General features: G+C 73.2%; 22 protein-coding genes and 2 pseudogenes. 11 read left to right on the top strand and 13 right to left on the bottom strand.

Translation table 11 applies throughout. From position 1 onward, the window contains the following. Nucleotides 1-42: 42 nt before the first annotated feature. Complete coding sequence (locus DEP02_RS06965) at nucleotides 43-321, bottom strand: GlsB/YeaQ/YmgE family stress response membrane protein (protein ID WP_112466460.1); 279 nt, start codon at nucleotides 319-321, stop codon at nucleotides 43-45. A gap of 315 nt (nucleotides 322-636) precedes the next feature. Here DEP02_RS06965 and DEP02_RS06960 point away from each other — a divergent pair, with 315 nt between their 5' ends. The 3 genes and pseudogenes from DEP02_RS06960 to DEP02_RS35780 all read left to right on the top strand — a co-directional run bounded on the left by DEP02_RS06960 (nucleotide 637) and on the right by DEP02_RS35780 (nucleotide 3452). Further along, a complete protein-coding gene (locus DEP02_RS06960; RefSeq protein WP_112466459.1) occupies nucleotides 637-1836 on the top strand; it encodes a beta-1,3-glucanase family protein in 1200 nt (399 codons plus the stop codon). 96 nt (nucleotides 1837-1932) lie between these two features. Beyond that, nucleotides 1933-2766, top strand: a pseudogene (locus DEP02_RS06955) (PP2C family protein-serine/threonine phosphatase); the annotation flags it as partial. Between the two features lie 245 nt (nucleotides 2767-3011). Further along, entirely contained in the window at nucleotides 3012-3452 is a 441-nt protein-coding gene (locus DEP02_RS35780) for a SpoIIE family protein phosphatase (RefSeq protein ID WP_112466458.1), read from the top strand. A 25-nt stretch (nucleotides 3453-3477) separates the two neighbouring features. Here DEP02_RS35780 and DEP02_RS06945 read toward each other — a convergent pair whose 3' ends face one another. Both DEP02_RS06945 and DEP02_RS06940 read right to left on the bottom strand, forming a co-directional pair. Next, nucleotides 3478-3918 (bottom strand): Lrp/AsnC family transcriptional regulator, encoded by a 441-nt coding sequence (locus tag DEP02_RS06945; protein WP_073949923.1) that lies wholly within the window; start codon nucleotides 3916-3918, stop codon nucleotides 3478-3480. A gap of 49 nt (nucleotides 3919-3967) precedes the next feature. Then, nucleotides 3968-5317 carry a transaminase gene (locus DEP02_RS06940; protein ID WP_112466457.1) on the bottom strand — a complete coding sequence of 450 codons (1350 nt, stop codon included), beginning with the start codon at nucleotides 5315-5317 and terminating at the stop codon, nucleotides 3968-3970. A gap of 169 nt (nucleotides 5318-5486) precedes the next feature. Here DEP02_RS06940 and DEP02_RS06935 point away from each other — a divergent pair, with 169 nt between their 5' ends. Further along, nucleotides 5487-5963, top strand: coding sequence for a TIGR00725 family protein (locus DEP02_RS06935; protein WP_112466456.1), 477 nt, complete (start codon nucleotides 5487-5489; stop codon nucleotides 5961-5963). 465 nt (nucleotides 5964-6428) lie between these two features. Here the strand turns inward: DEP02_RS06935 and DEP02_RS06930 are convergent, their stop codons facing one another. Together DEP02_RS06930 and DEP02_RS06925 are read right to left on the bottom strand one after the other, a co-directional pair. Further along, on the bottom strand, nucleotides 6429-7742 hold the full coding sequence (locus DEP02_RS06930; RefSeq protein ID WP_112466465.1) for an MFS transporter: 1314 nt from the start codon (nucleotides 7740-7742) through the stop codon (nucleotides 6429-6431). Between the two features lie 538 nt (nucleotides 7743-8280). Then, entirely contained in the window at nucleotides 8281-9816 is a 1536-nt protein-coding gene (locus tag DEP02_RS06925) for a helix-turn-helix domain-containing protein (RefSeq protein WP_112466455.1), read from the bottom strand. A gap of 362 nt (nucleotides 9817-10178) precedes the next feature. Here DEP02_RS06925 and DEP02_RS06920 point away from each other — a divergent pair, with 362 nt between their 5' ends. Together DEP02_RS06920 and DEP02_RS06915 are read left to right on the top strand one after the other, a co-directional pair. Beyond that, nucleotides 10179-10799, top strand: a complete 621-nt coding sequence (locus tag DEP02_RS06920; protein WP_198668325.1) for an L-threonylcarbamoyladenylate synthase — start codon at nucleotides 10179-10181, stop codon at nucleotides 10797-10799. A 147-nt stretch (nucleotides 10800-10946) separates the two neighbouring features. After that, nucleotides 10947-12449, top strand: coding sequence for a metallophosphoesterase family protein (locus DEP02_RS06915; protein WP_112466463.1), 1503 nt, complete (start codon nucleotides 10947-10949; stop codon nucleotides 12447-12449). Nucleotides 12450-12464: 15 nt separating this feature from the next. Here the strand turns inward: DEP02_RS06915 and DEP02_RS06910 are convergent, their stop codons facing one another. Continuing rightward, the gene (locus tag DEP02_RS06910) at nucleotides 12465-13436 is read right to left on the bottom strand and encodes a TauD/TfdA dioxygenase family protein (RefSeq protein WP_112466454.1); all 972 of its coding nucleotides are present in this window, start codon (nucleotides 13434-13436) and stop codon (nucleotides 12465-12467) included. Nucleotides 13437-13594: 158 nt separating this feature from the next. Between DEP02_RS06910 and DEP02_RS06905 the strand changes: the two are divergent. Next, nucleotides 13595-14312, top strand: a pseudogene (locus tag DEP02_RS06905) (hydroxymethylbilane synthase); the annotation flags it as partial. A 31-nt stretch (nucleotides 14313-14343) separates the two neighbouring features. On the opposite strand, the gene DEP02_RS06900 reads toward DEP02_RS06905, so the two are convergent. The 4 genes from DEP02_RS06900 to DEP02_RS06885 form a co-directional block, all read right to left on the bottom strand. Then, nucleotides 14344-14877 (bottom strand): hypothetical protein, encoded by a 534-nt coding sequence (locus DEP02_RS06900; RefSeq protein WP_112466453.1) that lies wholly within the window; start codon nucleotides 14875-14877, stop codon nucleotides 14344-14346. A 201-nt stretch (nucleotides 14878-15078) separates the two neighbouring features. Beyond that, complete coding sequence (locus DEP02_RS06895; protein WP_112466452.1) at nucleotides 15079-15939, bottom strand: ABC transporter permease; 861 nt, start codon at nucleotides 15937-15939, stop codon at nucleotides 15079-15081. Then, a complete protein-coding gene (locus DEP02_RS06890; protein ID WP_232838990.1) occupies nucleotides 15899-16762 on the bottom strand; it encodes an ABC transporter ATP-binding protein in 864 nt (287 codons plus the stop codon). The genes DEP02_RS06895 and DEP02_RS06890 overlap by 41 nt, the downstream gene beginning before the upstream one ends. Continuing rightward, nucleotides 16759-17229 (bottom strand): MarR family winged helix-turn-helix transcriptional regulator, encoded by a 471-nt coding sequence (locus DEP02_RS06885; protein ID WP_112466451.1) that lies wholly within the window; start codon nucleotides 17227-17229, stop codon nucleotides 16759-16761. The genes DEP02_RS06890 and DEP02_RS06885 overlap by 4 nt, the downstream gene beginning before the upstream one ends. A 344-nt stretch (nucleotides 17230-17573) precedes the next feature. On the opposite strand from DEP02_RS06885, the gene DEP02_RS06880 reads away from it, so the two are divergent. Beyond that, nucleotides 17574-18365 (top strand): SigB/SigF/SigG family RNA polymerase sigma factor, encoded by a 792-nt coding sequence (locus DEP02_RS06880; RefSeq protein WP_112466450.1) that lies wholly within the window; start codon nucleotides 17574-17576, stop codon nucleotides 18363-18365. Nucleotides 18366-18429: 64 nt separating this feature from the next. On the opposite strand, the gene DEP02_RS06875 is transcribed toward DEP02_RS06880, so the two are convergent. Further along, on the bottom strand, nucleotides 18430-18762 hold the full coding sequence (locus tag DEP02_RS06875; RefSeq protein WP_232838989.1) for an ANTAR domain-containing protein: 333 nt from the start codon (nucleotides 18760-18762) through the stop codon (nucleotides 18430-18432). 172 nt (nucleotides 18763-18934) lie between these two features. Between DEP02_RS06875 and DEP02_RS06870 the strand changes: the two genes are divergently transcribed. Next, entirely contained in the window at nucleotides 18935-19738 is an 804-nt protein-coding gene (locus DEP02_RS06870) for a VOC family protein (protein WP_112466448.1), read from the top strand. A gap of 35 nt (nucleotides 19739-19773) precedes the next feature. On the opposite strand, the gene glgX is transcribed toward DEP02_RS06870, so the two are convergent. Further along, complete coding sequence (gene glgX, locus DEP02_RS06865; RefSeq protein ID WP_198668324.1) at nucleotides 19774-21924, bottom strand: glycogen debranching protein GlgX; 2151 nt, start codon at nucleotides 21922-21924, stop codon at nucleotides 19774-19776. Continuing rightward, entirely contained in the window at nucleotides 21921-22433 is a 513-nt protein-coding gene (locus DEP02_RS06860) for a pep a2 (protein WP_112466446.1), read from the bottom strand. The genes glgX and DEP02_RS06860 overlap by 4 nt, the downstream gene beginning before the upstream one ends. Before the next feature lie 304 nt (nucleotides 22434-22737). On the opposite strand from DEP02_RS06860, the gene DEP02_RS06855 reads away from it, so the two are divergent. Next, nucleotides 22738-23040 (top strand): DUF5133 domain-containing protein, encoded by a 303-nt coding sequence (locus tag DEP02_RS06855; protein WP_112466461.1) that lies wholly within the window; start codon nucleotides 22738-22740, stop codon nucleotides 23038-23040. A 70-nt stretch (nucleotides 23041-23110) separates the two neighbouring features. Next, nucleotides 23111-23685 (top strand): maltotransferase domain-containing protein (locus tag DEP02_RS06850; RefSeq protein WP_117434516.1); only part of this gene is annotated, 575 nt, incomplete at its 3' end.

Raw genomic sequence — 23685 nt, 5'->3', positions numbered from 1 at the left:
CGCCCGGCGCCCGTGGTGGGCGCCGGGCGCGGTCGGTACGGCTCAGGCGTGTCGGTGGGAACTCCGGCTGCCCGTGAAGAGCCGGTACAGCACGAGCAGGATCAGGGAGCCGACGATCGCGGCGATCCAGGTCGACAGGTGGAAGAAGCCATTGATCGACTCGACGCCGAATATGACCTTCCCCAGCCAGCCGCCCAGGAGTCCGCCCGCGATGCCGATCAGCATGGTGACGATGATGCCGCCCGGGTCCTTGCCCGGGAGGAGCAGCTTGGCGATGGCGCCGGCCAGCAGACCGATCAGAATCCAGGCGATGATGCCCACTTCTCCTCCACAATCCGTCGGAAGTACGTGTCCTTATCGGATGCACACAACGGGCGCGGGCAAACCTGGCATGCGCATTCCGGGCGCTCAAGCGGTCCCCCAAGGCCGGACCAGGTCTTGACCGAGGCCCATCCGGCTTTCAAGTGGCCGCAGGACAGGGGGAGGTGAGTGGCCGACAGACCGGTTGGCGCGGGTGATTGAGATGCGTACCATCGAGGCTCAGCGGCGGGCTGAGAGCGCTCTCACGACGTGTGTCCGCTCTTCTCTCCCGGTTCGCCGTCACCCCACACGCACGACACCAAGGAGACCCCCCACATGGCCTCTCGACACCAGCGCCCCCTCGGCCGCAGGAAGTTCCTCGCCGCTCTCGGCGGCGCGGCGGCGGCCGCGCCCGCTGTCACCGCGCTCGCCCCCCACGCCCTCGCGGGCACCGCCCCGGAGAGCGGGGCGTCCGTCGCGCAGACGCTTCCGCTCACGATCGTCAACAACAGCGGAGCCTTCGGCAACGCCTCCGTCCACGTGTACATCGTGGGCAACCAGGACGGCCGGCAGGTCCGCGTCACCCCCGACGGGACGCTCGCGCCGATCGCCCTGTCGGACAACGGCGCCGACGGCTTCACCGACTACGCGATCCCCCTGGCGGGCAGCGGCGGGACCCGGCTGTCCCTGCCTCGGATGTCCGGCCGGATCTACGTCGCCCTCGGGCAGAAACTGAAGTTCAGGGCCGTCACCGACGGCAGCGGCAACGCCGCCCTGCAGTACCCGGCGGGCTGGGTGTCCTCGGACCCCAACTACCCCGTCCTGCACGACTGCGCCGAGTTCACGTACAACTCCGCCGGCATGTTCTGCAACACGACCATGGTCGACATGTTCAGCGTGCCGCTGAGCATCCGTCTGACCGGCGCCCGGGACCAGACGACGGGCACCGTGCGCGGCGGCGGGCGGGCGGCCGCGTTCGCCGCGCTGCGGCAGGTCGAGGAGTTCTCGAGACTCGTCGTGGGCGACACCCGTGTCATCGCCCCCGGCCACGGCCTGGACGCGGGACTGTTCGCCAAGGACTACTTCGCGCCGTACATCGACGAGGTGTGGAGCGCCTACGCGGGCAGGGACCTGACGGTCACGACCAACGCGGGCACCTTCACCGGCCGGGTGCGCGGCGGGCGGCTCACCTTCGACGGCCCGGCCCCCGTCGGCTTCGACAAGCCCTCCACCCGGGACGTCCTGTTCTGCGACGGTGCCCTCGCCGCGCCCAACGACGGTACGACGGGTCCGGTCGCCGCGGTGCTCGGCGCCGGTTTCAACCGCTCGGCCCTGCTGGCCACGGCCGCCCAGCCGGTGACCGACGCCGCCTCCTTCTACCGCACCGGCATCACCAACCACTACGCCAAGGCCATGCACGCGGCGACGGAGGACGGCCGGGCCTACGGGTTCGCCTTCGACGACGTGGCGGACTTCGCCTCGTACATCCAGGACACCGCCCCGACCGGGATCCGGCTGACCCTCTCGCCCTTCTGAATCGGCCTGGAAAACGCGCCGGGGCCCGCGGGTCCCGGCGTGCGGGACGGGGGGGCGGCGTAGCAGCGTGGTGGTGTGCTGAAGCTGCCTGCCCTGATGCCGCGCCGGGATCCGCACCGGCGCGGCTGGCTGCGCGGTGCCCCACCGCCGGGCTGGGTGCGTGCGCTGCCGGTCGTGCTGGTCGTCTTCGTGTGCGCCGCCACGCTGCTGAGCCCGAACCCGCTCGAGATCGGCTTTCTGCTGGGTGCCATACCGCCGTTGGCCGTGCTGTCCTACGGACCGGTGGCGACCGCGCTGCTGGGCTGTGTCGTGGTGGTCCTGCTGAGTGTGCCGGCCTTCCAGCTGGACCGGCCCGGGAACACCGATCTGGAGACGGTCGTGTTCGTCGCCGTGCTGAGCGTGTTCCTGTCCTATGTACGCAGCCGCTGCGACGCCCAGCTGAACCTGGAGCGCACGGTCGCCGAGGCCGCGCAGCGCGCCGTGGTCCCGCCGCTGCCCGAGCAGGTCGGTCCGGTGCGGTGCGCGGGTCTGTACCGGCCCGCACAGCGCGGGACGCTGGTCGGCGGGGACTTCTTCGACGTGCGCCGGGGGCCTCGGGGCGTGCGGGCGGTCATGGGGGATGTGCAGGGGCACGGCCTGGCGGCGGTGTCCACGGTCGCCTCACTGCTGGGCAGCTTCCGGGAGGCGGTGCTCGACCGGCCGGATCTGACCGCGGTCGCACCCGCCCTGGACCGCCGCCTGGTGGTGGACTCGGAGGAGGTGCGGCACGCCGAGCTGTTCGCGACCGCGGTGCTGCTGGAGTTCTCCGACGACGTCCGGTCGGTGCGGGTGGTGACCTGCGGCCATCCGCCGCCGGTGCTGTTGCGCGACGGGAGGGCCGAGGAGGTCGAGGTCGCGCCGTGGACGCCCCTGGGCCTCGGCCTGTCCGACGGGGTTGGCAACTGCTCGCCAAGGAGCGTGTATAAGGCTGGTTTAGCTCGATCGTGTGATGGTCGGCTTCCGGGCTTGCGGTGTGCTGGACCGGCCGGGGCAGCGCTGCCGTGCGATCTGGGACGCCGGGTGCGGTGCCTGGGGGCGCCCCCTCTGGGGGAGAGCGGGGCCCCTGCTCCACCAGCGGGATGGTTCAGGGCCTCCCCGTCGCCTCTGGCCGCATCCATATGGCCAGGTCGTGAGGCGTGGACATCAGCAGCCTCCGGCTGCGGGCCGCCCGCCCGGCCCGGACCACGGACACGATCCGCGTCGCCGCCCGGGATACGGCGGCGTCCGTCAGCGACCTCCGGTCGCGGGGGACGACCAGCGCGCCCACAACCGTTCGGGGCGTGCCAGTGCGCGGACTCACTCCCGCTCACTGCCCAGGAACGGTTCCGCGGCAGAACGGGCACACTGTGCCGCTGCGCCCCGGTGACGTGCTGTTCCTGGCCTCCGACGGTGTCACGGAGGCCAGGGACTCCCACGGCGTGTTCTATCCGCTGCTCGACCGGCTGCCCCGGCTCGCCGACCTCGATCCGGCGGTGCTCGCCGACCATGTGCTGGCCGATCTGCTCGCGTACTGCGGCACGGTCGGCGACGACGTGACGATGCTGGTGCTCACGCCGCGCCCGCCCGAGCGCCGGTGAGCCCGGCCGGATGCTCCTGCGGTCGTCAGCCCACGTCCCACAGGAACCGGTGGGTGTGGATGCCGAAGTAGGGGAACGACTGCACCTGCCGCACGCCCTCGATCGGCCGGACCACATCGTTGACGAAGTCCAGCAGGTCCCTCGGGCCGGGGGCGACGACCTCGACGAACAGGTCGAATCCGCCGGAGGTCAGCACCGAGTAGATCACTTCGGCGCGCCCGGCCAGTTCGTCGGCGACCGCCCGGGGGTCGCCGTCCACGCCGATGCCGAGCAGCGCCATGGCCTGTCCGCCCATGGCCATCGGGTCGGTCACGCCGACCACTTGGACGGCCTTGGAGTCCAGCAGCCGCTGCAGCCGCTGACGGGCCGCGGACGCGGACAGGCCGACCCTGGGCCCGAGGTCCGCGTACGCGATACGTCCGTCGGTCTGCAGCTCGCGCAGGATGGCCCGGTCGATCTCGTCCACGTGCGTCGCTCTCCCTCTCCGGCCGGTTCGGCCCAGCGTAGTGCGGCCGTCAGCCGTGCAGTTCGGACAGGGCGGCGGCGAAGACCTCGGTGTGCGTGTCCACGTCCTGCTCGGTGGTGTCGGGGCACATCAGCGCCATGTTGTGGAACGGGGTGAGCAGGATGCCCCGGTTGGCCAGGTAGAGGTGGAGGAAGTCCTCCAGCTCGGGGTCCGCGGCGGCGGCCGACTCGGTGCCGGTGCGTGGGGCCGGGGCGGCGAAACGGTACTCGGTGCGGGCGCCGAGGCGGCTGACCGACCAGGGCAGGGCGTGGGCGTCGATGCCTGCTCGGACGCCGGCCTCGAAGCGCTCGGACAGCTTCGCCATGCGGACGAAGGCGTCGTCGGTGAGGACGTGCTCGAGCGTGGCCCTTGTCGCGGCGGTGGACAGCGCGTTGCCCGCCAGGGTGCCGCCGACGCCGCCCATGTCCACCAGGTCCAGGTCGGCGCGGCCGAGCAGCCGGTCGGCGAGGTCGGCGGACAGGCCGTAGGCGCCGGCCGGGATGCCGCCGCCGATCGCCTTGCCGATGGTCAGCAGGTCGGGCTCCAGGTCCCAGGCAGCGGTGCAGCCGCCCGGTCCGGCGGAGAAGGTGTGTGTCTCGTCGTTGATGAGCAGTGCGCCGTACTGCCTGGTCAGCTCGCGCACACCGGCGAGGTAGCCGGGTTCGGGCAGCACGATGCCGATGTTGGTGAGCGCCGGTTCCATGAGGACGGCGGCCACGTCGCCGTGGGCGAGCTCGCGCTCCAGCTGCTCCAGGTCGTTGAACTCGGCGACCCGGCTGGTCAGGGTGACGTCGCAGGGTGCTCCGACGTTGCCCTCGCGTGCGGTGCCGCGGCCGTCGGGGCCGACGACGATGAGCGACTCGTCGACGCTGCCGTGGTAGCTGTAGCTGTTCACCAGGATCTTCGGGCGGCCGGTGACCGCGCGGGCGAGCCGGATCGACCAGCGGTTGGCGTCGGTCGCGGTCAGCGAGAAGCTCCAGCGGGCGAGTCCGAACCGCCGGGTGAGCTCCGCGCCGACCCATTCGGCGTCCTCCGTGGGCAGCATCGCCGTCGCCCCGCCCAGCTCGGCGTACCGCCGCGCCACGGCCTCGGCCACGGGCGCGGGCGAGTGGCCCGCCATGGCGCCGGTGTCGCCCAGGCAGAAGTCGATGTACTCGTGTCCGTCGATGTCGGTGATCCGGGCGCCCCGGGCGGAGTCCAGGTAGCGGGGGAAGGCGCCGGCGGTCTTGTTCATCCAGGTCATCGGCACCCGGCCGAAGAGGTGGTCGGCGCGGTCGTGGGCGGCCTTGGAGCGGGGGTTGCGCCGCTCGGCCTCGGCGCTCTCACGGGCGAGGAGGTGGTGCAGGCGGGTGCGGTCCATGGGGCGTCCTGGTGATCGAGACGACGGATTTCAGGGATCGTACGATCAGATCATCTGCGAGAGCAAGATTCTGCTGCGGATTCACGCGCAGCTACGACGGATTCGCGCGCGAAGGGGTGTCGCCCGTACTCCCCTTGCCGGGGGCGGAGACCGGTCGTTCCATGGGCGTATGCGTCCCTGTATCGCCGTCGCCGGGCCCGGACAGGCCTCCGCCCGGGAGGCCGAGCTCGCCCGGCAGGTGGGTGTGCTGCTGGCCGGGCGGGAAGCGGTCGTGGTGTGCGGGGGCCTGGGCGGGGTCATGGAGGCCTGCGCGGAGGGTGTGCGGTCGGCGGGCGGTACGGTCCTCGGCCTGCTGCCGGGGCGTGACCGGGCCGCGGGGAACCCGTACCTGAGCGTCGCGGTGGCGACCGGGCTGGGAGAGCTGCGCAACGGGGTGCTCGTGAACACCTGCGACGCGCTCATCGCGGTGGGCGGCGGCTGGGGCACGCTCAGTGAGGTGGCGCTGGCCCTGCGGGCGGGCAAGACGGTGGCTCTGCTGGGCAGCTGGGCCCTTCCGGAGGCCCCGTCCGCGACGGGCGGGGGGCACGGGCCGATCGAGGTGGCGACGCCGACGGCGGCTGTGGAGGCGGTCCTGCCCTCTTCCTGAGCCCGCTCGAACGAGCCGCCGGGACCGGTCTCACCCCGGTGCCGGGCCGTCGTGCGGCCGACGGGCCGGCCGACGGCTTCCGGAGCGGAAACATGACCGGTGCGCCATGGACGCACGGCGTGGAACGGCCGGTCGCGGCACCGCCGGATCCCCGGGTGTGCAGGCGGGCGACGCCTCCACCCGCGCCGGGGCACGACCCTCACCCACCGGCTCCGCCGGGCGTGGGCTCACCGCCGGGACGCCGTCCGCCCTCACCCACCCCGGCCCCGCCACGGGGTCGGCCGCGCCCGACCGGAGCGACCCGGCCCCACGCACGACGGCCCGGGGACTCACACCGCACCTCCGCCCGCGCCGGGACGCGGCCCCCACCGGGCGGGTGACGCCCGAACGGCGTATCGCGAGAATCCACGCCGGCCCCGGTGCGGGCGGAGGCGTCGCGGCCGGTCACGGTCCCGGCGTGGGCGCTCAGGGGACCGGGGCGCAGGCCGCGGTGGGGACGGGGGGCGCGGGGGTGACGGCGGCGGGTGGGGACGTGCGCTGGGACGGGAGTGTCGCGCAGGTGGGCTCGGGCCGCGCGAGGCCGGGGCGGCGGTCGCGCAGGAGCGCGCCCGCCCCGATCGTTCCGGCGATGAGGACGCCGCCGATCACCAGGGCGCCGCGGGCGCCCGCCGTCTGCATGAGGACACCGAGCAGCGGGGGGCCGATCAGGCTCCAGCCGGTGCTGGCGCTGCGCCACACGCCGAGGACGCGGCCCCGCATGTGCGGTGGGGGGTCGGTCTGCAGGACCGTCGTGCCGGCGGTGTCGGAGACCGACTCCACCACCGCCATCGGGGCGACGAGCAGCAGCAGGATCCACAGCGTCGGAGACAGACCGGCGCCGATCTGCAGGAGCGCGCCCGCCGCGGCGAGGGCGCCGACGAGCCGTACGGAGGGGCTGTGCAGACGTCCGGCCAGGACCGCCCCGGCGACACCGCCCACGGCCAGCACCGTGGACACCGTGCCGAAGGCTCCGGCGGCGCCGCCGAGCGGCCCGGTGACCAGCACGGCGAGGGTCAGGGCGTAGTTCCGGCCGAAAACGCTGCTGATCGCGGTGATGCCGGCCAGGGCGACGAGCCGGGGACGGCGCAGGAAGAAGCCGAGGCCGGCACGGGCGCCCGTGCCGCGTCCACGCGGTGCGGTGGCGGCGGTCCGGGACCGGGACGCGTCGGCGGGTGCCGACTGCTGTCCCGCGTCGGGGTGCGGACGCAGGAAGGGAATCACCGCCGCGACGACCAGGAAGGACAGGCCGTTCGCCGCGTACGCCGCCCCTGGACCCCACCAGGAGACGACCACGCCCGCCAGGGCGGTGCCGCCCACCCGGCCGGTCCCGCTGATCATCGAGCCCAGTGCGATCGACGAGGGCACGTCCTTGCGGGGTACGAGGTCGTTGCCGAGCAGGGCACAGGCGGGTGCGTCCACGGTGGCGATCAGCCCGGTGACGGCCGCGAGCACCATGAGGACCGGCACCGTCAGCCGGTCGGTGAAGACCAGACCCGCGGTGACGAAGCCGACCACGGCGAGCAGGGCCTGGCTCACCGAGGCGGTGAGCCGGCGCGGCCAGGCGTCGACCGCGGCGCCGCCGACGAGCCCCAGCAGGAGCCCGGGCGCCGCCTGTGCGGACAGCGAAAGGCCGGTCGCCGCGGCGGAGCCGGTGAGGTGGAGGACCAGCAGGTTCTGCGCGGTCAGCTGCATCCAGGTGCCGGCGTTGGACACCAGGTTGGCCGCGGACCACCAGCGCATGTCGCGGTGGCGCAGGGCCCGCCAGGGGGCGCGGTCCTCGCCCGTCGCCGCGGTACGCGGCCGGCGCCGGAGCGAGGGCAGGACCACGCGGCGCGTGGCGGTGGCGGGCACGGATGAGGCAGGAAGAGTGGGTGAGGGCACGATAGGGCGCTTCTCGCATGAGATCCGGACAACTGCCGTGCTGTGCCGCCAGGGGCGGCTCGACGGTGAGACGTGGTCCGGCACAGCGGCTGCCCATCTTCACAGAGGCCGCGGGTCAGTCGGTGTGAGCAACGGCTCCCCGGGGCTGCCGACCGCCCCAACTTCCGTCGTAAGAGGGGGAGTCGGCAGTGCGGTGGCGTTCCTCACAAACAGGCGCCGCGCCCTGCTGTGGCCTGCGCCTCGGGGCCCGGCGGAACGGGACCGGTCCCCCGTTCCGGTCCCGTCTCCGCGGCCCGACGAACTTACGTGTCCGGTGAAACCGTCGGGTACCGTGCCGATGCCCTTTCCGCCCGGCGGAGGACTCACCCGTGCACAGGTGAGTCCCGAATGCCCGCCTTCACGCTCCTTCGAGGGCGGGCGGATCGAGGTCACCGGCCGCGAGGTGCGCCAGGACGACCTCGTACAAGTCGCTGCCGGCGGCGAGGAGCTGGCGTTCGAGGACGGGTTCCACACCGCGCACGTGCTCCCGGACGGTCTGCGCGTGGATGCCGAGCAGTTGCGCGGCGCGCTCGGAGTTGCCGCCGACGGTGATCCAGGTGCGCAGCGTGCCGCGCAGATCCCGCGCGTCGGCCGTCAGTCGGCCGAGGAGTTCGTGCGCCCAGCCGCGCAGCGCCGGACCCGCCAGCAGATCGCCGAGGCGTACGGTACCCGGCCCGGGCGCCGCCTCGGCGGTCGGCTGGTGGCCGAGGCCCGCCTGGGTGTTCAGGGCGAGGTGGACGGCGGCCCGGACGGTCAGGCGGCTGAAGTCGGTGCCGAGCAGCGCTTCCACCCGCTCCATCCGGGCGCGCACCGTGTTGCGGCTCACACCGAGAATCTTCGCGGCGCTGACGGCGGTGAACTCCAGGCCCAGCCGGGTGGTGGCGAGCAGTTCGGCGCGCGTGTGGTGCGGCAGGGTGTCCAGTGGCCGCAGCAGCCGGGCGGACCAGACGTGCAGCGCCTCGGGGTCCATCAGGCGCTCGGGGTGGGTCCGCTCGGCGTACACGGCCGCACGCTCCGGGCGGAACCGGGCGACCGCGAGCGCGCTCACGGCCTGCCCGTACGCCGTCGCGGTCCGGGCCAGGCTGTGCCGGATGCTGCCGCCGAGGAACGTGTGGGGCCGCCCGCCCACCAGCGAGCGCAGCTTCCGGCCGGCGGTCTCGGCGGGCGCGACCACGATCACCTGCTCGTCCACCGCCGGGCAACGCACCACCAGGGCCTGCCCCTCGGTGGCGTCCAGGCACTCGGTGGCCAGTCGTTCGCGTACGTCACGGTGGGCTTCGACGACGTAGACGCAGGCGGTGTCCGTGTCGAGCAGGCCGGGCCACAGGCCCGCGGCCACCCGGCGGGCCGAGACGATGTCCTCGACCATCAGCAGTTGCAGGACGGCCAGCCGCAGCGCGGACGTGGCCTGTTCGAGGCGGTGTCCGGCCGCGGTGGTCTCGCGGGCCCGCAGCAGCAGTTCGAGCACCGCGGCGGTGCGGGTGACCATCTCGGCGGCCTGCCGGTCGAAGGGGTCGGCGCGGGAGACGGCCAGGACACCGGCCGAGGGCGGGTGCGTGCCGCCCACGCGCACCAGGCGGACGTGGCGTCCCCGGTCCTGCAGTGCGGCGGAGGCGAACCGGCCGGTGACGACGTCCGCGACCAGGTCCTCGTCCAGGACCGGCGGCTGTCCGGCGAGGAGGGTGCCCGCCCCGTCCAGGAGGCAGGCGGTCCCGTGCACGGATTCGGCGAGCCAGGCGACGACCTTGCGCACGTCCCGCCCGGCCGGCCGCAGCTGGTCGAGGAGTTCCTCGGCCCAGGACGCCCGCGGTCCTTCTCGTCCCCGGGCCAGTTCCGGGGCTCGTCCTGGGCCTCCCCCTGGGGTTCCGTCGGTCCCGTCCTCGCGCCCGGCCATGTCCGCCCTCTCCTCGCCCGTCGCATGTCCGTGGCTTTGACCTCGGCTTTTTGGTCGGGGACGTTACCAGCAGGCGGCACCGCGGTCCGGGGCCGGGCGCGCCGCACGGCCCGTGAGCGGAAGGAAAGGCGGCTTCGCCGGCGGATCACGGGGGGGAGGTGAGTCGGCCGGCGAAGCCGCACGCCCGGGGCCGGGGGGACAGCACCCGGGCGGTATGTGAGTGCTGATTCCCCGGAATCCGTCGCATACGCCTGGGAAGTTGAGGCGTGTCGCCTCCCCGGCGGTGTACGGGTGCACACGGCGCGGGAGCGGAGACAGGCCGCCTGCACGACGACCGCCGGCGCACGGCATAAGCTCGGTGAATGGCGAAGTATTTCGACGTGCACCCCGACAACCCCCAGCCGCGCTCCATCCGCCAGGTCGCGGACAGCGTGTGCGAGGGGGCGCTGATCGCGTATCCGACCGACTCGTGTTACGCCCTCGGCTGCCGGCTGGGCAGCCGGGACGGCATCGAGCGGATCCGGGCGATCCGCCACCTGGACGACCGGCACCACTTCACCCTGGTGTGCCAGGACTTCGCGCAGCTCGGCCAGTTCGTACGGATCGACAACGACGTCTTCCGCGCCATCAAGGCGTCCACGCCCGGCAGTTACACCTTCATCCTGCCGGCGACCCGGGAGGTGCCGCGCATGCTGCAGCACCCGAAGAAGAAGACCGTCGGGGTGCGCATCCCCGACCACGTCGTCACCCAGGCCCTGCTCGCGGAGCTCGGCGAGCCGCTGCTGTCCAGCACGCTGCTGCTGCCCGACGAGGAGGAGCCGATGACGCAGGGCTGGGAGATCAAGGACCGGCTCGACCACGTACTGGACGCGGTGGTCGACTCGGGCGACTGCGGGACCGAGCCGACCACGGTCATCGACTTCTCCGGCGGGGAGGCCGAGATCGTACGGCGGGGGGCGGGCGACGTCTCACGGTTCGAGTGAGAGTCCGGCCGACGGCGGATGGGAGGTTTCCCCAGCGGTACAGGGCAGTTGGGCGCGGCGTTACCGAAACGTGCGGGGCCGGAGGGGAGTTGGCCTCCGCAGGCCCCGTCGTACGGCCGTCCGGGGGGTGTTGTTACGGTGCACGGCGTGTCCGACTCCTCACGCGATACCGTTGCGGGCGCCGGGTGGGCGGCCGGTGAAGAGGGCGCCTACCGCGCGCTCATGCCCGGCCGGGTCGAGAAGTTGTCCTGGCTCAGCCCCCGGACGCTGTGGGCGGCACGCAACGGCGTGGTCGCGTCCTGGTTCGGGGATCCCACGGGGCGTACCCGGGCGCGCTGGGTGGCGCAGCGGGCGGCGGCCGGGGCTCCGGCGGACAAGGTGATCCGGCGGGAGGACGCGGACCGCTTCTCCTTCATGGTCATGGGGGACACCGGTGAGGGGGGCGCGTCGCAGTACGCCGTCGTACCCGGGTTCCTGAAGGCGGGTCGGGGGACGTCGTTCGCCGTGATCGCCAGCGATGTGATCTACCCCGTGGGCAGCACCGACGACTACGGCCCCAGGTTCTTCCGCCCGTACCAGGACTATCCGGCGCCGGTCTACGCGGTCCCCGGCAACCACGACTGGTACGAGGACCTCGGCGGTTTCATGCGCGTCTTCTGCGGCGACGCCCCGCCGCTGCCGCCGGAGCCGGAGCCACGGCCGCTCGGCCGCGCCTGGTGGCGTGCGCTGCTGTGGCGCCGGCCGCGCGCGGTGGACGAGCAACGCTTCGCGGCGGCACGTGAGTTGCGGTCCCGTCCGGAGCAGCAGGCCGTCCAGCCGGGGCCGTACTGGGCGATCGACGCCGGGCCGGTGCGGATCGTCGGCATCGACACCGGGCTGCTCGGCACGGTCGACGCCGAGCAGGGCGCCTGGCTGCGGGAGGTGTCGCGCGGGCCCCGGCCGAAGATCCTCATCACCGGGTCGCCGCTGTACGTGGACGGCGAGCACCGCCCGTGCCCCGTCGAGGGCGGCGGCACGGTCGACGACATCGTGCGCGACCCGGCGCACCGCTACGTGGCGGCGATAGGCGGCGACATCCACAACTACCAGCGTTATCCGGTGGACGTGGACGGCCGCACCGTCCAGTACGTCGTCTCCGGGGGCGGCGGCGCGTTCACGCACGCCACGCATACCATCCCGCGCGTGTCCGTCGGCGGTGTCACCGAGTCCGGCTTCCGCTGCTATCCGCTGCGCGGCGACTCCCTGGCCTTCTACAGCCGGCTCTACGGCCGCCGGCTGCGGCTGCGCCGCTTCTTCACGCTCACCGAGGCCGAGGCGATGGCCGTCGTCGCCGAACGGCTCGGCGTTCCGCCGGTGCGCGCCCCGGGCGCGCCGGTGCGGGTCACCCGGCGCGTCCGGCTGGTCGCGAGCCTGCTCGGCGCGGGGCGCCGCCCGGAGCGCCGGGCCCGCTTCCGCCTCCCGGTGCGCACGCTTCATGCCCGGCTGTTCTCGCCGGGTTCGGTCACGTACAGCCCGCCGTTCTTCAAGTCGTTCCTGCGTCTGGACGTCACCCCGGAGGCGGTGCGGCTGCGCTGCTTCGCGGCGACCGGTCACCGCGCCCAGGAGGCCGACCCGCCGGTCGAGGACGAGGTGACCATTCCGCTGGCCTGAGCCGGCCGGGGCCGGTCACCAGCGGCCCGGCGCGCTGCCCGTGACCGGCTCGGACGGCCTGCCGTCCACCCCGACCGGTACGTCGCCGGCGAGCATCACCCGGTGCATGATCCGCGGGTGGCCGAGGTGGGCGGTGTCGCCGGGCGCGAGGTGGATGGTGGACCGGTTGTCCCAGAAGGCCACACTGCCCGGCTCCCAGCGGAACCGGACCGTGTACTCGGGCCGTACCGCCTGCTCGAGCAGCATCTGCAGGACCGCCGCGCTCTCGGCGCGGGAGAGGTCCCGGATCTGCTCGACGTAGTAGCCGTTGACGAACAGCGCCCGTTCCCCGGTCTCGGGGTGGACGCGCACCAGCGGGTGCACGGTGGCGACCTGCTGGTCCATCAGGTGGCGGACGTACGCGTCGTCGCCGGGCCTCGGCTGGTAGCCGACCCCGAGCCGGTGCTCGGCGCGCAGGCCGTCGACGAAGGCGCGCACCGGCGCCGACAGCCCGGTGTACGCGGCGGCCAGGTTGGACCAGGTGGTGTCGCCGCCGTACGGCGGGACGGTCTCGGCGCGCAGGATGGTCGCGGCCGGCGGGTCGACGCGGGCGCCGTGGTCGCAGTGCCAGCCGCGCAGCAGCGTGTGCCGGCGGCGCCGGAGCCACTCCTCGTGGTCCATGCCGAACCGCCCGCCGAGCTCCAGCCGGTCGGCGGTGGTCTCCACCTCGGGGACGTCCGGCGGCGACGCGCCGCCCCGCCTGCGCAGCACCACGGGCTCACCGAAGCGGCGGGCGAGGGCCACGTGCCGCGCGTGGTCCAGCCGCTGCCCGCGGAAGAACACCACCTTCCAGCGCAGCACCGCCGCGCGGATCTCCGCGACCGCGGTGTCGTCGGGCTCCCCGGCCAGATCCACCCCGGTGATCTCGGCTCCGATGTGCCCGGCGACCGGCTTCACCTCGATCCCGTCGGCCCGCCGCCCGTCCGCCGTGCCCGTGTCCGTCGTCATCAGTGCGCTCCGATGGTCGTCGTGACAGTCCCCGCAGATCGTGACAGCGTTTTCCGCACGGGGCGACAGCGCCTGTTCCCCGCGGGTGTCCCGGGCGTACGGCCCGGAAGGGTGAAAGGACGCCAGGAACCGTGCACCAGGGGTCCGCCGTGTCCGGCATGTCCGTTCCGGAACTGGTCCGCTTCGTCTCCCGCGGCTCCCCCATGGCGCTCTCCCAGGTGGAGCGGGTCCGCGCCGAGCCGGCCGCCGTGCACCCGGGTGTGCGCACCGAGGTGGTCCCGGTGAGGACCACCGGCGACAGGTATCCGGGCGAGCCGTCGAAGGTCGAGGGCAGGGGTGCGTTCACCAAGGAGGTCGACGCCGCGCCGCCGGCCGGCACGGTGTTCGCCGCGTTCCTGAGGCGGGACGACGTCCGCGACGCGCTCGTCCACCCCGGCGGGCTCGCCCTCGACGAGCTCCCGGCGGGCACCCGGATCGGCACCTCCGCGGTGAGGCGGAGGTGCCGCTGCTCGCCGTGTCCGGTCCTCGGCGCATCGGACGGCCGGATGTGATCAGCGAGGTGCTGTCCCCGGAGACGACGGCGCCGCCGGCCGGCGCGGGCGTCCTCGCCCTGCGGTGCCGGAAGGACGACGCCGGGCTCGTCGAGGCCGTGGGCGGGCTCGGCACCCCGGACACCCGCCGCGCGGCCCCCGCGGAGCGCATGTTCCTGCACGTGCCGCAGGGCCACTGCGACAGCCCGATCGCCGGGTACGCGCGCGTGGACCGCGGCGGGGAGCTCTCCCTGCGGGCCGGCTGGACGCGGCCACGCCGGGCACCTCGGTCGCCGTGGCCCTGCTGCGTCGGGGTGCTGGAGAGGTCATCGGCGGCATCCCGCACCGACCGCACTGCCCCGGCGGGACCGGCGGGGTCAGCCGGCGGTGCCCGGTCCGGCCTGGTCGCGCAGGAAGTTGCTGATCTGGTGCGCCAGGCCGCCGGCCGTACCCGCCGTGTGCGCGCCGGCGGCGGCGACGGACTCCTCGTGCACCCCGATGCCGCCGCTCCACAGCCTGCGCTCGACCCACTCGTCGTCGACCCGCAGCTGCACCTGGACGTCGATCTGGGACAGGGCGGCCTCCGGCCCCGCCGCGTACAGCACCGCGGTGGCCCGGCGCAGCGGATAGACGTCGTAGCCCTCGATGAACTGCGAGTTGCGCCAGTCGACGAACGCGCCCTCCCCGTCGGGACCGGTCCGCACGTCGATCTGCCCGTCCTCCAGGTGGACGCCGAAGCGCCGCCCGCCGCGGTTCTCGACGGTGATGCGGAAGCGGAAGTACGTCAGCCCCTCGGCGGCCTCGTCGCGTCCGCGCGGCGGCTCGGCCTGCTCCAGGCAGTGGACGCGGACCCGCAGACCGGCATGCTCGTCGTACTCCTGCCAGTCCCCGACCACGTTCGGCTCGTACACAGTGCACCTCTCGACTTCCAAGAGCTGCTTCCTATCCGTGCGCTCAGTGCACTGTCAAATGAACGGAATGCGCCGTGTCCTGGGAATTCTCCGTCTTTGATCGCTGATCAAGCCGTGTGCAGGAAGAATCCGCCGCCGGGCCCCGCGGCCGCCCGAGGGGGCGTGCCGCACATCACTCCGGTGGCCGCCCGCCGGGCGCTGTCAGCGGGCCAGCCGGCCGAGCAGTCCGGAGGCCGCGGTGATGCCGAGCGCGGCGGCCCCCACGAGGACCGCGAAGTCGGCGGCCAGGTGCGCGGGGGTGCCGAGCAGCAGCCCGCGCAGGGCGTCGACCTGGTAGCTGAGCGGGTTGGCCCGGCTGACGGCCTGGAGCCAGCCGGGCATGACGGCCACCGGGTACAGGGCGTTGGAGGCGAAGAACAGCGGCATCGTGATCGCCTGGCCGATGCCCATCAGCCGGTCACGGCTGCGCACGATGCCGGCGATGCTCATGGACAGGCAGGAGAAGAACGCCGAGCCGAGGACCACGGCCGCCGCGACCCCGAGCAGCCGCAGCGGGTTCCAGGTCAGCGCCACGCCGAGCAGGGCGGCGATGAGAACCACCACGACGGCCTGGACCAGTGACTTCACCCCGGCCGCGAACGCCTTGCCGGTGACCAGGGCCGAGCGCGGGGTCGGGGTGACCAGGAGCTTGTCGAGGACGCCGGCGTCGCGCTCCCAGATGATCTGGATGCCGTAGAAGATGGCGATGAACATCGCGGACTGGGCGATGATGCCGGGCGCCATGAAGTCGATGTACGGGACGCCGCCGGTGGGGATGGCCCTGATGCGGGTGAAGGTCTGACCGAAGATCAGCAGCCACAGGGCGGGCTGCACCGCGCGGGTGTAGAGCTCGGTGCGGTCGTGGCGCAGCTTCTGCAGCTCCACGGCGCACAGGGCGACGACCCGGGCGGGCAGCAGCCGCCGGCCGGCGCGGGGTCGCGGCGGCCGCACCAGCAGGTCGATGCCGTGGGCGCGGGCGGGGTCAGCCGACGCGGCGGGCGGTGCGGCGGGTGCTTCGGACATCGCGGAAGTCTCCCGAGGAGTCGTCGAGGCCGCTGCCGGCGACGTCGCGGAAGACGTCCTCCAGCGTGGGCAGCGGGTCCGTGGCCGGGGCGCCGTGGGCGCGGCGGCGCTCGCCGAGCCCACGGCGCAGCTCGGCCGGGGTGCCGAGCGCACGGATGCGGCCGCGGTGCATCAGGCCGACCCGGTCGCAGTACTGGTCGGCCTCGTCCATGTAGTGCGTGGTCACCAGGACCGTCATGCCGGTGACGGCGCGGACGGTGTTGATGTGCTCCCACACCCCGGTGCGGGCGATCGGGTCGAGGCCGATCGTCGGTTCGTCGAGGATCAGCAGACGGGGCGCGCTGACCAGGGCCTGGGCGAGTTCGAGGCGGCGGACCATGCCGCCGGAGTAGGTGTTCGCCAGCCGCTCGGCGGCGTCCGCGAGACCGACCGCGGCCAGCGCCTGGGCGACTCGGGCGGCGCGTTCCCGGCGCGGGACGTCGAAGACGCGGGCGAACAGGGTGACGTTCTCCCGGCCGGTGAGGGCGGCGTCGGCGGACAGCTGCTGGGGGACGTAGCCCAGCAGGCGTCGTACGGCCATGCGGTCACGGGCGGCGTCGTGGCCGAAGACGCGGACCGTGCCGGAGGGCACCGGCAGGAGCGTGGTGATGCAGCGGATCGCCGTGGTCTTCCCGGCGCCGTTCGGGCCGAGCAGTCCGAACACCTCGCCCTGGCGCACCGACAGGTCCAGGCCGTCGACGGCCTTCGTCCCACCGAAGGCGTAGGTGAGCCGGGTGCAGGTGACGGCGTCGTCGGGCGGTGCGGCGCCGATGTGACGGGTCACGGCCGGTCGGCCTCCTCGCGCAGGTTCTCCGCCAGCCTGCGCAGGGCGGGGACCGCCGCGCGCAGTGCGTCCCGGTCCGCCTGGTCGAGCCGGTCCACCTGGCGGCGGACGAGTGCGGCGCGCCGCTCCCGCCAGTCGCGCAGCCGGGCCTGCGCGGCCCCGGTGAGCAGCAGGCGTGCGGCCCGCCGGTCGGCGGGGTCCGTCCGGCGGGTCAGCTGACCGTCCCGGACCAGCTGGTTGACCAGTGTCGAGACGGAGTTGCCCGCCAGGTGCAGCTCCTTCGCGGCCTCCGACACGCCGATGCCGGGACGGGCCTCGACCAGGCGCAGCAGCTCGGCCTCGGCGCCGCGCGGCCGCGTCACGGTCAGTCCGGCGCGCAGTCGGCGGCGGATCAGCCGCTGGACGCCGACGAGCGCGTCGGCCAGCTCTTCGGGGAAGGTCTGCGTGGTCCGCGGGTCCGAGTCCACGTGTCCGACGTTACCTCTGTAGGAGAGGTAACGACCCCAAAGGAAGGTCAAGAGAGGCGGTCAGGAGCGGCGCGCGTACGTCATTGAAATGCTCAGCATTTCCTCCGGTGGCAATTCTCCGGCTGCTGGTCGAAAATTGAGAATCGTGCGGTCGCATGACGTCACCGCATTCCCGGAATTTCTTCCGTATCGCCGACTTCGGGAATCCGTATTCCAGTGCTTCGGACAGGAGGCACGTCCGTGGGAGCCGGCGCGCCGGGCCCCTCTGTCCGTCTCCGTCCGGTCCGAGCACGCGCCTCCCATGGTGTCCGTCCATCCAGCACCTGCTGAGGGAGGCGCAGCCCATGCGTACCACCGGCAGAACAAAGCCCCATCCGCATGACGACGCCCCGGACACCGCGCAGGCGTTCGAACGGCTCGCCCGGTTGCCGGACGGCCCCGAGCGCAAGGCGCTGCGGGACGAGCTGGTCCAGGTGTGGCTGCCGATGGCCGAGCGGATCGCCGTACGGTTCCGCGGGCGCGGCGAGGCCCTGGAGGATCTGTACCAGGTGGCCGCGCTCGGCCTGGTCAAGGCCGTCGACCACTACGATCCGGGGCGCGGCTACGCGTTCGAGGCGTACGCCGTGCCGACGGTCACCGGGGAGATCAAACGGCACTTCCGCGACCACATGTGGACGCTGCACGTGCCGCGCCGGGTCCAGGACCTGCGCAACCGCGTACGGCGTGCGGCGAAGGAGCTGGCGCAGACCACGTCGGGCCGGGCGCCGACCGTCGCCGAGATCGCCGAGTACGCGCACCTGAGCGTGAGCGACGTCCACACCGGGATGGAAGCCCTGGACTGCTTCGCCGCGCTGTCGCTGGAGGCGGAGGTCCCTGGCACGGACGGTTACGCGCTCGGCGACGGGCTGGGCGAGTCCGACGCCCGCTACGACCTGGTCGTGGACCGGGTGGCCGTCAGGCCCTGTCTGGAGGCGCTGCCCGAGCGCGAGCGCACCATCCTCTACCTGAGGTTCTTCCGGGGGATGACGCAGAGCCGGATCGCGCAGCAGCTCGGCATCTCGCAGATGCACGTCTCGCGGCTGCTCAGCGGCTGCTTCGCCCAGCTGCGCGAGGAGCTGCTCACGGAGACCGGCTGAGCCCCGCAGCGGCGCCCGCCCGTTCGACCCCGCGAGCGGGTGCCGGCGCCGCCGGAGTTCCCACTCACTCCGGCGGCGTTCCCGGGATCTGGGTGGGGCCGTACCGGTCGAGGGCGTTCTCCAGCTCCGCCCGGACCTCCTCGGGCATCTCTCCGGTGCGTCCCCAGACGAGGACCATTTCGGCGATGTTGCGGAGCTTGACGTTGGTGTGCTGGGAGACCTCCTTCAGCACCGTCCACCCCTGGTCCGGAGTGATCCGGCCGAGCGCGACCACCATGCCGATCGCCTGGTCCACGACGGCGTGGGAGGTCACGGCCTCCTTCAGCTGCTCGACCTCCTTCTGGAGTTCGCGCAGCCGGTCCGCCGCGTCGCCGAAGTCGTACGGTGTGCGTTCCACGCAGTCCATCGTCGTCACTCGGGCGGACCTCTGCCAGTGGGCCCGGCGCCCGCCCGTGTCGTTTCGGCGGCGGCGCGCGGGTACTCGGCAGGCGCCTTCCGGCTGCCGGTCGGACACTGGTGTAAGACCGGTGGGTACCGGTGGACACCGGTCGACGAGACCAGGACGTGCCATGAATCACGACAGGACATCTGCCAGCCCCACCCCCGACGTCGTCTCCACGCACTCGGTGTGCGGCGCGCCCTGCTGGGTGAGCCTGACCAGTCGCGACGTGAAGGCCACGGAGGACTTCTACCGTGCGGTGCTGGGCTGGGAGTGGCGTGCGGCCAAGCTCGGCGACCACTTCCGCATCGCCCTCGCGGACGGGGCGCCGGTCGCGGGGATCGGGGCGGTGGCGTCCATGTGGCAGATGGCGGTGGCCTGGACGCCGTACTTCGCCGTGCCCAGCGCGGACGTGGCCGTCTCGCGGGCGCAGGAACGCGGCGGTACGGCGGCGGTCGGGCCGATCTCCTTCCCGCCGGGGCGGGCCGCGCTGCTCGCCGACCGGGACGGCGCGACCTTCGGGATCTGGGAGGGTGACCTCTTCACCGACTGGGAGACCTGGCGCAAGGCCGCGCCGGCCTTCATCCGGCTGCACACGCGCGACGCCTTCGACGCCGCGATCTTCTACGGCGAGGTCCTGGACTGGGCCTCGGAGCGGCCCGGCTGCTGCGAGGTCCGCTACGAGGGCGACGAGGTCGTGCTGCGCAGCCACGGCGAGGTCGTGGCCCGCATCGAGTCCGGCGCGCTGGAGGCCGCCCCCGACCCCACGATCCGCCCGCACTGGCAGATCCACTTCCGGGTCGCCGACGTCTCCGCCTGCGCCCGCGCCGCCGAGTCCCACGGCGGCAGCGTCCTGCGCGAAGGCCCCGACGAGGCCGTGCTCCGCGACCCGGACGGCGCCCAGTTCACGGTGACGTCCCGCCGGGAGGCCTGAACACGGCCGGCGCCCCCACGCCGTGCCGGTGAGTGTCAGTGGGTGGTCTTCGGGGGGCGGGTCAGGAGGATCAGGCTGCGGGGTTCGACGCGGAGGGTGCCGCCCGGTTTGTGTTCCGCCTCGTCCGGGGGGCCCTGGGGTTCGGCCGTGTCGAGGAGGGTGGTCCAGCGGTCGCCGTAGGCGGGGCCGGGGAGGCGGAAGTCGACCGGCTCCCAGTAGCCGTTGAGCAGCAGCAGGAAGGAGTCGTCCACCACGGGGCGGCCCTGCCGGTCGGGCTCGGCGATGGCGTCGCCGTTGAGGAAGACCGCCACGGAGTGCGCGTCGGAGCGCTGCCAGTCCTCCTCGGCCATCTCGCGGCCGTCCGGCAGCAGCCACACCAGGTCGGGCAGCGGCTGGTCGTCCCGGGTCGCCGTCTCGCCCTGGAAGAAGCGGCGGCGGCGCAGCACCGGGTGGGCGGCGCGCAGGCCGATCACGTACCGCGTGAAGTCCATCAGCTCCCGCTGCTCGTCCGTCAGCCGCCAGTCGGTCCAGGAGACTTCGTTGTCCTGGCAGTACGCGTTGTTGTTGCCGCCCTGGGTGCGGCCCAGCTCGTCGCCGTGGCAGAGCATCGGGATGCCCTGCGACAGCAGCAGCGTGGCCAGGAAGTTGCGCTGCTGGCGGGCCCGCAGTTCGAGGACCGAGGCGTCGTCGGTCTCGCCCTCGGCCCCGCAGTTCCAGGAGCGGTTGACGCTCTCGCCGTCCCTGTTGTCCTCGCCGTTGGCCTCGTTGTGCTTGTCGTTGTACGACACCAGGTCGCGCAGCGTGAAACCGTCGTGCGCGGTCACGAAGTTGACGCTGGCGCGCGGCCGGCGCCGGTGGTGGGCGTACAGGTCCGAGGAACCGGTCAGCCGGGACGCGAACTCGCCCAGCGTGTGCTCCTCGCCGCGCCAGAAGTCCCGTACGGCGTCGCGGTACAGGCCGTTCCACTCCGACCACAGCGGTGGGAAGTTGCCCACCTGGTAGCCGCCCTCGCCGAGGTCCCAGGGCTCGGCGATCAGCTTCACACGACTGATCACCGGGTCCTGCTGGATCAGGTCGAAGAACGCCGACAGCCGGTCCACCTCGTGGAACTGCCGCGCCAGCGTGGCCGCGAGGTCGAAGCGGAAGCCGTCGACGTGCATCTCGGTGATCCAGTACCGCAGCGAGTCCATGATCAGCTGGAGCACGTAGGGGTGCCGCATCAGCAGGCTGTTGCCGGTGCCGGTGGTGTCGTAGTAGTGCGCCCAGTCGCCGTCGACCAGACGGTAGTACGAGGCGTTGTCGATGCCCCGGAAGGACAGCGTCGGGCCCTTCTCGTTTCCCTCGGCGGTGTGGTTGTAGACCACGTCGAGGATCACCTCGAGCCCGGCCGCGTGCAGCGCCTTGACCATCGACTTGAACTCGGTGACCTGCTGACCGCGCGTGCCGTGGGCGGCGTAGTCGTGGTGCGGCGCGAAGAAGCCGATGGTGTTGTAGCCCCAGTGGTTGGAAAGGCCCCGCCCCTGCAGCACGCCGTCGTGCACGAACTGGTGGACCGGCATCAGCTCGACCGCCGTCACGCCCAGCGAGGTCAGGTGGTCGATCACCGCGGGGTGCGCCAGCCCGGCGTACGTCCCCCGCAGTTCGCGCGGCACGTCCGGATGCGTACGGGTCAGTCCGCGCACGTGCGCCTCGTAGATCACGGTGTCGGAGTAGCCCCGCCGCGGCGGGCGGTCGTCGCCCCAGTCGAAGGCCGGGTCGGTCACCACGCCCAGCATGGTGTGCCCGGCGCTGTCGGCGGGGTCCGGGCCGTGCGGGGCACGCTCGTAGAGCGAGGGGTGGTTGTCGATCCGCCCGTCCATCGCCCTGGCGTAGGGATCCAGGAGCAGTTTCCTCGGGTTGCACCGGTGGCCGGCCGCCGGGTGCCAGGGGCCGTGCACCCGGTAGCCGTAGCGCTGCCCCGGCCCGACACCGGGCAGGTAGCCGTGCCACACGAAGCCGTCGACCTCGGTGAGCGGGACCTCGCGATGGGCGCCGCCGTCGTCCACCAGGACCAGCTCCACGCGTTCGGCCACCTCGCTGAAGAGCGCGAAGTTGGTGCCCTCCCCGTCGTACGCGGCGCCCAGCGGGTAGGGGTACCCCCGCCACACGGGCTGGGGTACCCCTTTCCGGCGTGACCGCCCGGTCACCGGGCCTCCTCCAGGACGGCCCGGCTGTCTCCCGTCGGGGGAGCCAGCGCGGCGACCGGCAGCTCGCGGGGCGTCTTCAGTCCCTCGCGCAGGGCCGGCTCGGGAGCCTTCGGGACCAGCGGGACGCGCACCCCGGCGCGGGCCCGCTGCGAGAACCAGATGACCTTGTTGCCGGTCTCGGAGGCACAGCAGCCCCAGCCGTCGCTCGTCGCCGCGATACGGGCCAGGCAGCCGCGCAGGTCCTGGTCGGGGCGCAGGTCGTGGTTGTTCTCCCCGACCGCGGTGATCAGGTGCTGGCCGGTCCACCACATCTCGATGGAGGTGTGCTTGTCGGTGGCGTGCTCGTCGATGGCCTTCAGCAGCATCTCGGCGCCGCCGCACACGGGGTCGACGAGGTCCTCCAGGTCCCAGAACCGAAGGTGGGCGGCCAGGATGCGTCTGACCTGTCCGACCCGTTCCGGGCTGACTTCCACGTCGAGATGGTAGTAGCAGGGCACTGCGGTCTTCATCGTCGTTGGCTCCTCACCGGCGAGGCTCGCGCTCCCCTGCCGCCCTTGCGGACGAAGCCCGAGCACGAAGCGTGAGCACGTGTTGCCTCTGAGTGGAATCCACAGTGAGCGCGCTACGCCATTGGTGCAACACGAGCAGGTCAGCGGGCTTGTTGAAGTGCCAACAGGACGGTGAGTCGTTGAACATGCACCATGAGTGAAAGTCTCGAGCGCCGTGAACGGGACCGCGCACACGCGTGCGCGGCCACCGCCCCGGCTGTCGGGGGACCTGCCCATCCAGCGCATCCGAAAGGTGAACGGCGTCATGCTGCTACCCGCCAAAGCCGAAGTCGCCCGGCATCTGCGGCGCTACCGGGCGTGGGAGCGCGCGATGCTCGCGCGGCCCGACGACCGTGGAGTGCGGTCCACCTTCGAGGACTCGGGCTACACCCTGTGCGTACTGATGGGGAAGCGGTGTGCGCGGGAGGCCGCGGACGCCGCGGAGCGCTATCTGCGCACCGCCCTCGTCACCTATCTGCGCGAGCAGAGCGGCCGGCCGCGCCGCGGCGCCGTCGCCCGCCGGGGCCCGCCGATGGCCACGGAGCGACGTTCCCGTGTCGGGGGGTAGGTCCTCCCGGCGGCAACCAGGATCCCGGCCGGGCGCGAGCCCGGCCTTGAGCGCAGTGGGGGTGGCACCCATGAGTTCGACCCCGAGTCCGGCCCCGGCCATCGGCCGCATTCCCGTGCGGGACGTCCGACCGGCCGTGGAGTGCGGCAGACGACCGGCCAAGGCGGTCACGGGAGAAACGTTCCTGGTCACCGCCACCGTGTTCCGCGAGGGCCACGACGCGGTGGCCGCGAACGTGGTCCTGCGCGATCCGGAGGGCCGCCCCGGCCCCTGGACGCCGATGCGCGAGCTGGCACCCGGCACCGACCGCTGGGGCGCCGAGGTGACACCGGGGTCGGCCGGCCGCTGGACGTATCACGTGGAGGCCTGGAGCGACCCGGTCGCCACCTGGCGCCGCACCGCCTCCGTCAAGGTCCCGGCCGGCATCGACGCCGGGCTGGTGCTGGAGGAGGGCGCCGGGCTCCACACCCGCGCGGCGGCCGGGGTCCCGGAGGGGCCGGAGCGCGACACCGTGCTCGCCGCCGCCGAGGTGCTGGGGGACGACTCGCTGCCGGTCATGACGCGTCTGGCGGGGGCGTTGACGCCGGAGGTGGAGGCGGTGCTGGCCCGGCATCCGCTGCGGGAGCTGGTCACCGCCTCCGCGCC

Origin of the sequence: Streptomyces triticisoli, from assembly GCF_003270085.1 — a bacterium.
In the GTDB taxonomy this organism is placed as follows: Bacteria; Actinomycetota; Actinomycetes; order Streptomycetales; family Streptomycetaceae; genus Streptomyces; species Streptomyces triticisoli.
The sequence above is the reverse complement of the archived record's forward strand: the minus strand, read 5'-3'. Positions and strand labels throughout refer to the sequence as shown.

What these genes read in the sequence shown, in the direction of transcription:
- DEP02_RS06960 (WP_112466459.1), top strand. Translation starts at nt 637, where the DNA reads ATGGCCTCTCGACACCAGCGCCCCCTCGGCCGCAGGAAGTTCCTCGCC.
- DEP02_RS06940 (WP_112466457.1), bottom strand. Translation starts at nt 5,317, where the DNA reads ATGGACCGCACCCGCCTGCACCACCTCCTCGCCCGTGAGAGCGCCGAG.
- DEP02_RS06935 (WP_112466456.1), top strand. Translation starts at nt 5,487, where the DNA reads ATGCGTCCCTGTATCGCCGTCGCCGGGCCCGGACAGGCCTCCGCCCGG.
- DEP02_RS06930 (WP_112466465.1), bottom strand. Translation starts at nt 7,742, where the DNA reads ATGCGCTGGTGGTCCGCGGCCAACCTGGTGTCCAACGCCGGCACCTGG.
- DEP02_RS06925 (WP_112466455.1), bottom strand. Translation starts at nt 9,816, where the DNA reads ATGGCCGGGCGCGAGGACGGGACCGACGGAACCCCAGGGGGAGGCCCA.
- DEP02_RS06920 (WP_198668325.1), top strand. Translation starts at nt 10,179, where the DNA reads ATGGCGAAGTATTTCGACGTGCACCCCGACAACCCCCAGCCGCGCTCC.
- DEP02_RS06910 (WP_112466454.1), bottom strand. Translation starts at nt 13,436, where the DNA reads ATGACGACGGACACGGGCACGGCGGACGGGCGGCGGGCCGACGGGATC.
- DEP02_RS06895 (WP_112466452.1), bottom strand. Translation starts at nt 15,939, where the DNA reads ATGTCCGAAGCACCCGCCGCACCGCCCGCCGCGTCGGCTGACCCCGCC.
- DEP02_RS06880 (WP_112466450.1), top strand. Translation starts at nt 17,574, where the DNA reads ATGCGTACCACCGGCAGAACAAAGCCCCATCCGCATGACGACGCCCCG.
- DEP02_RS06870 (WP_112466448.1), top strand. Translation starts at nt 18,935, where the DNA reads ATGAATCACGACAGGACATCTGCCAGCCCCACCCCCGACGTCGTCTCC.
- DEP02_RS06860 (WP_112466446.1), bottom strand. Translation starts at nt 22,433, where the DNA reads ATGAAGACCGCAGTGCCCTGCTACTACCATCTCGACGTGGAAGTCAGC.
- DEP02_RS06855 (WP_112466461.1), top strand. Translation starts at nt 22,738, where the DNA reads ATGCTGCTACCCGCCAAAGCCGAAGTCGCCCGGCATCTGCGGCGCTAC.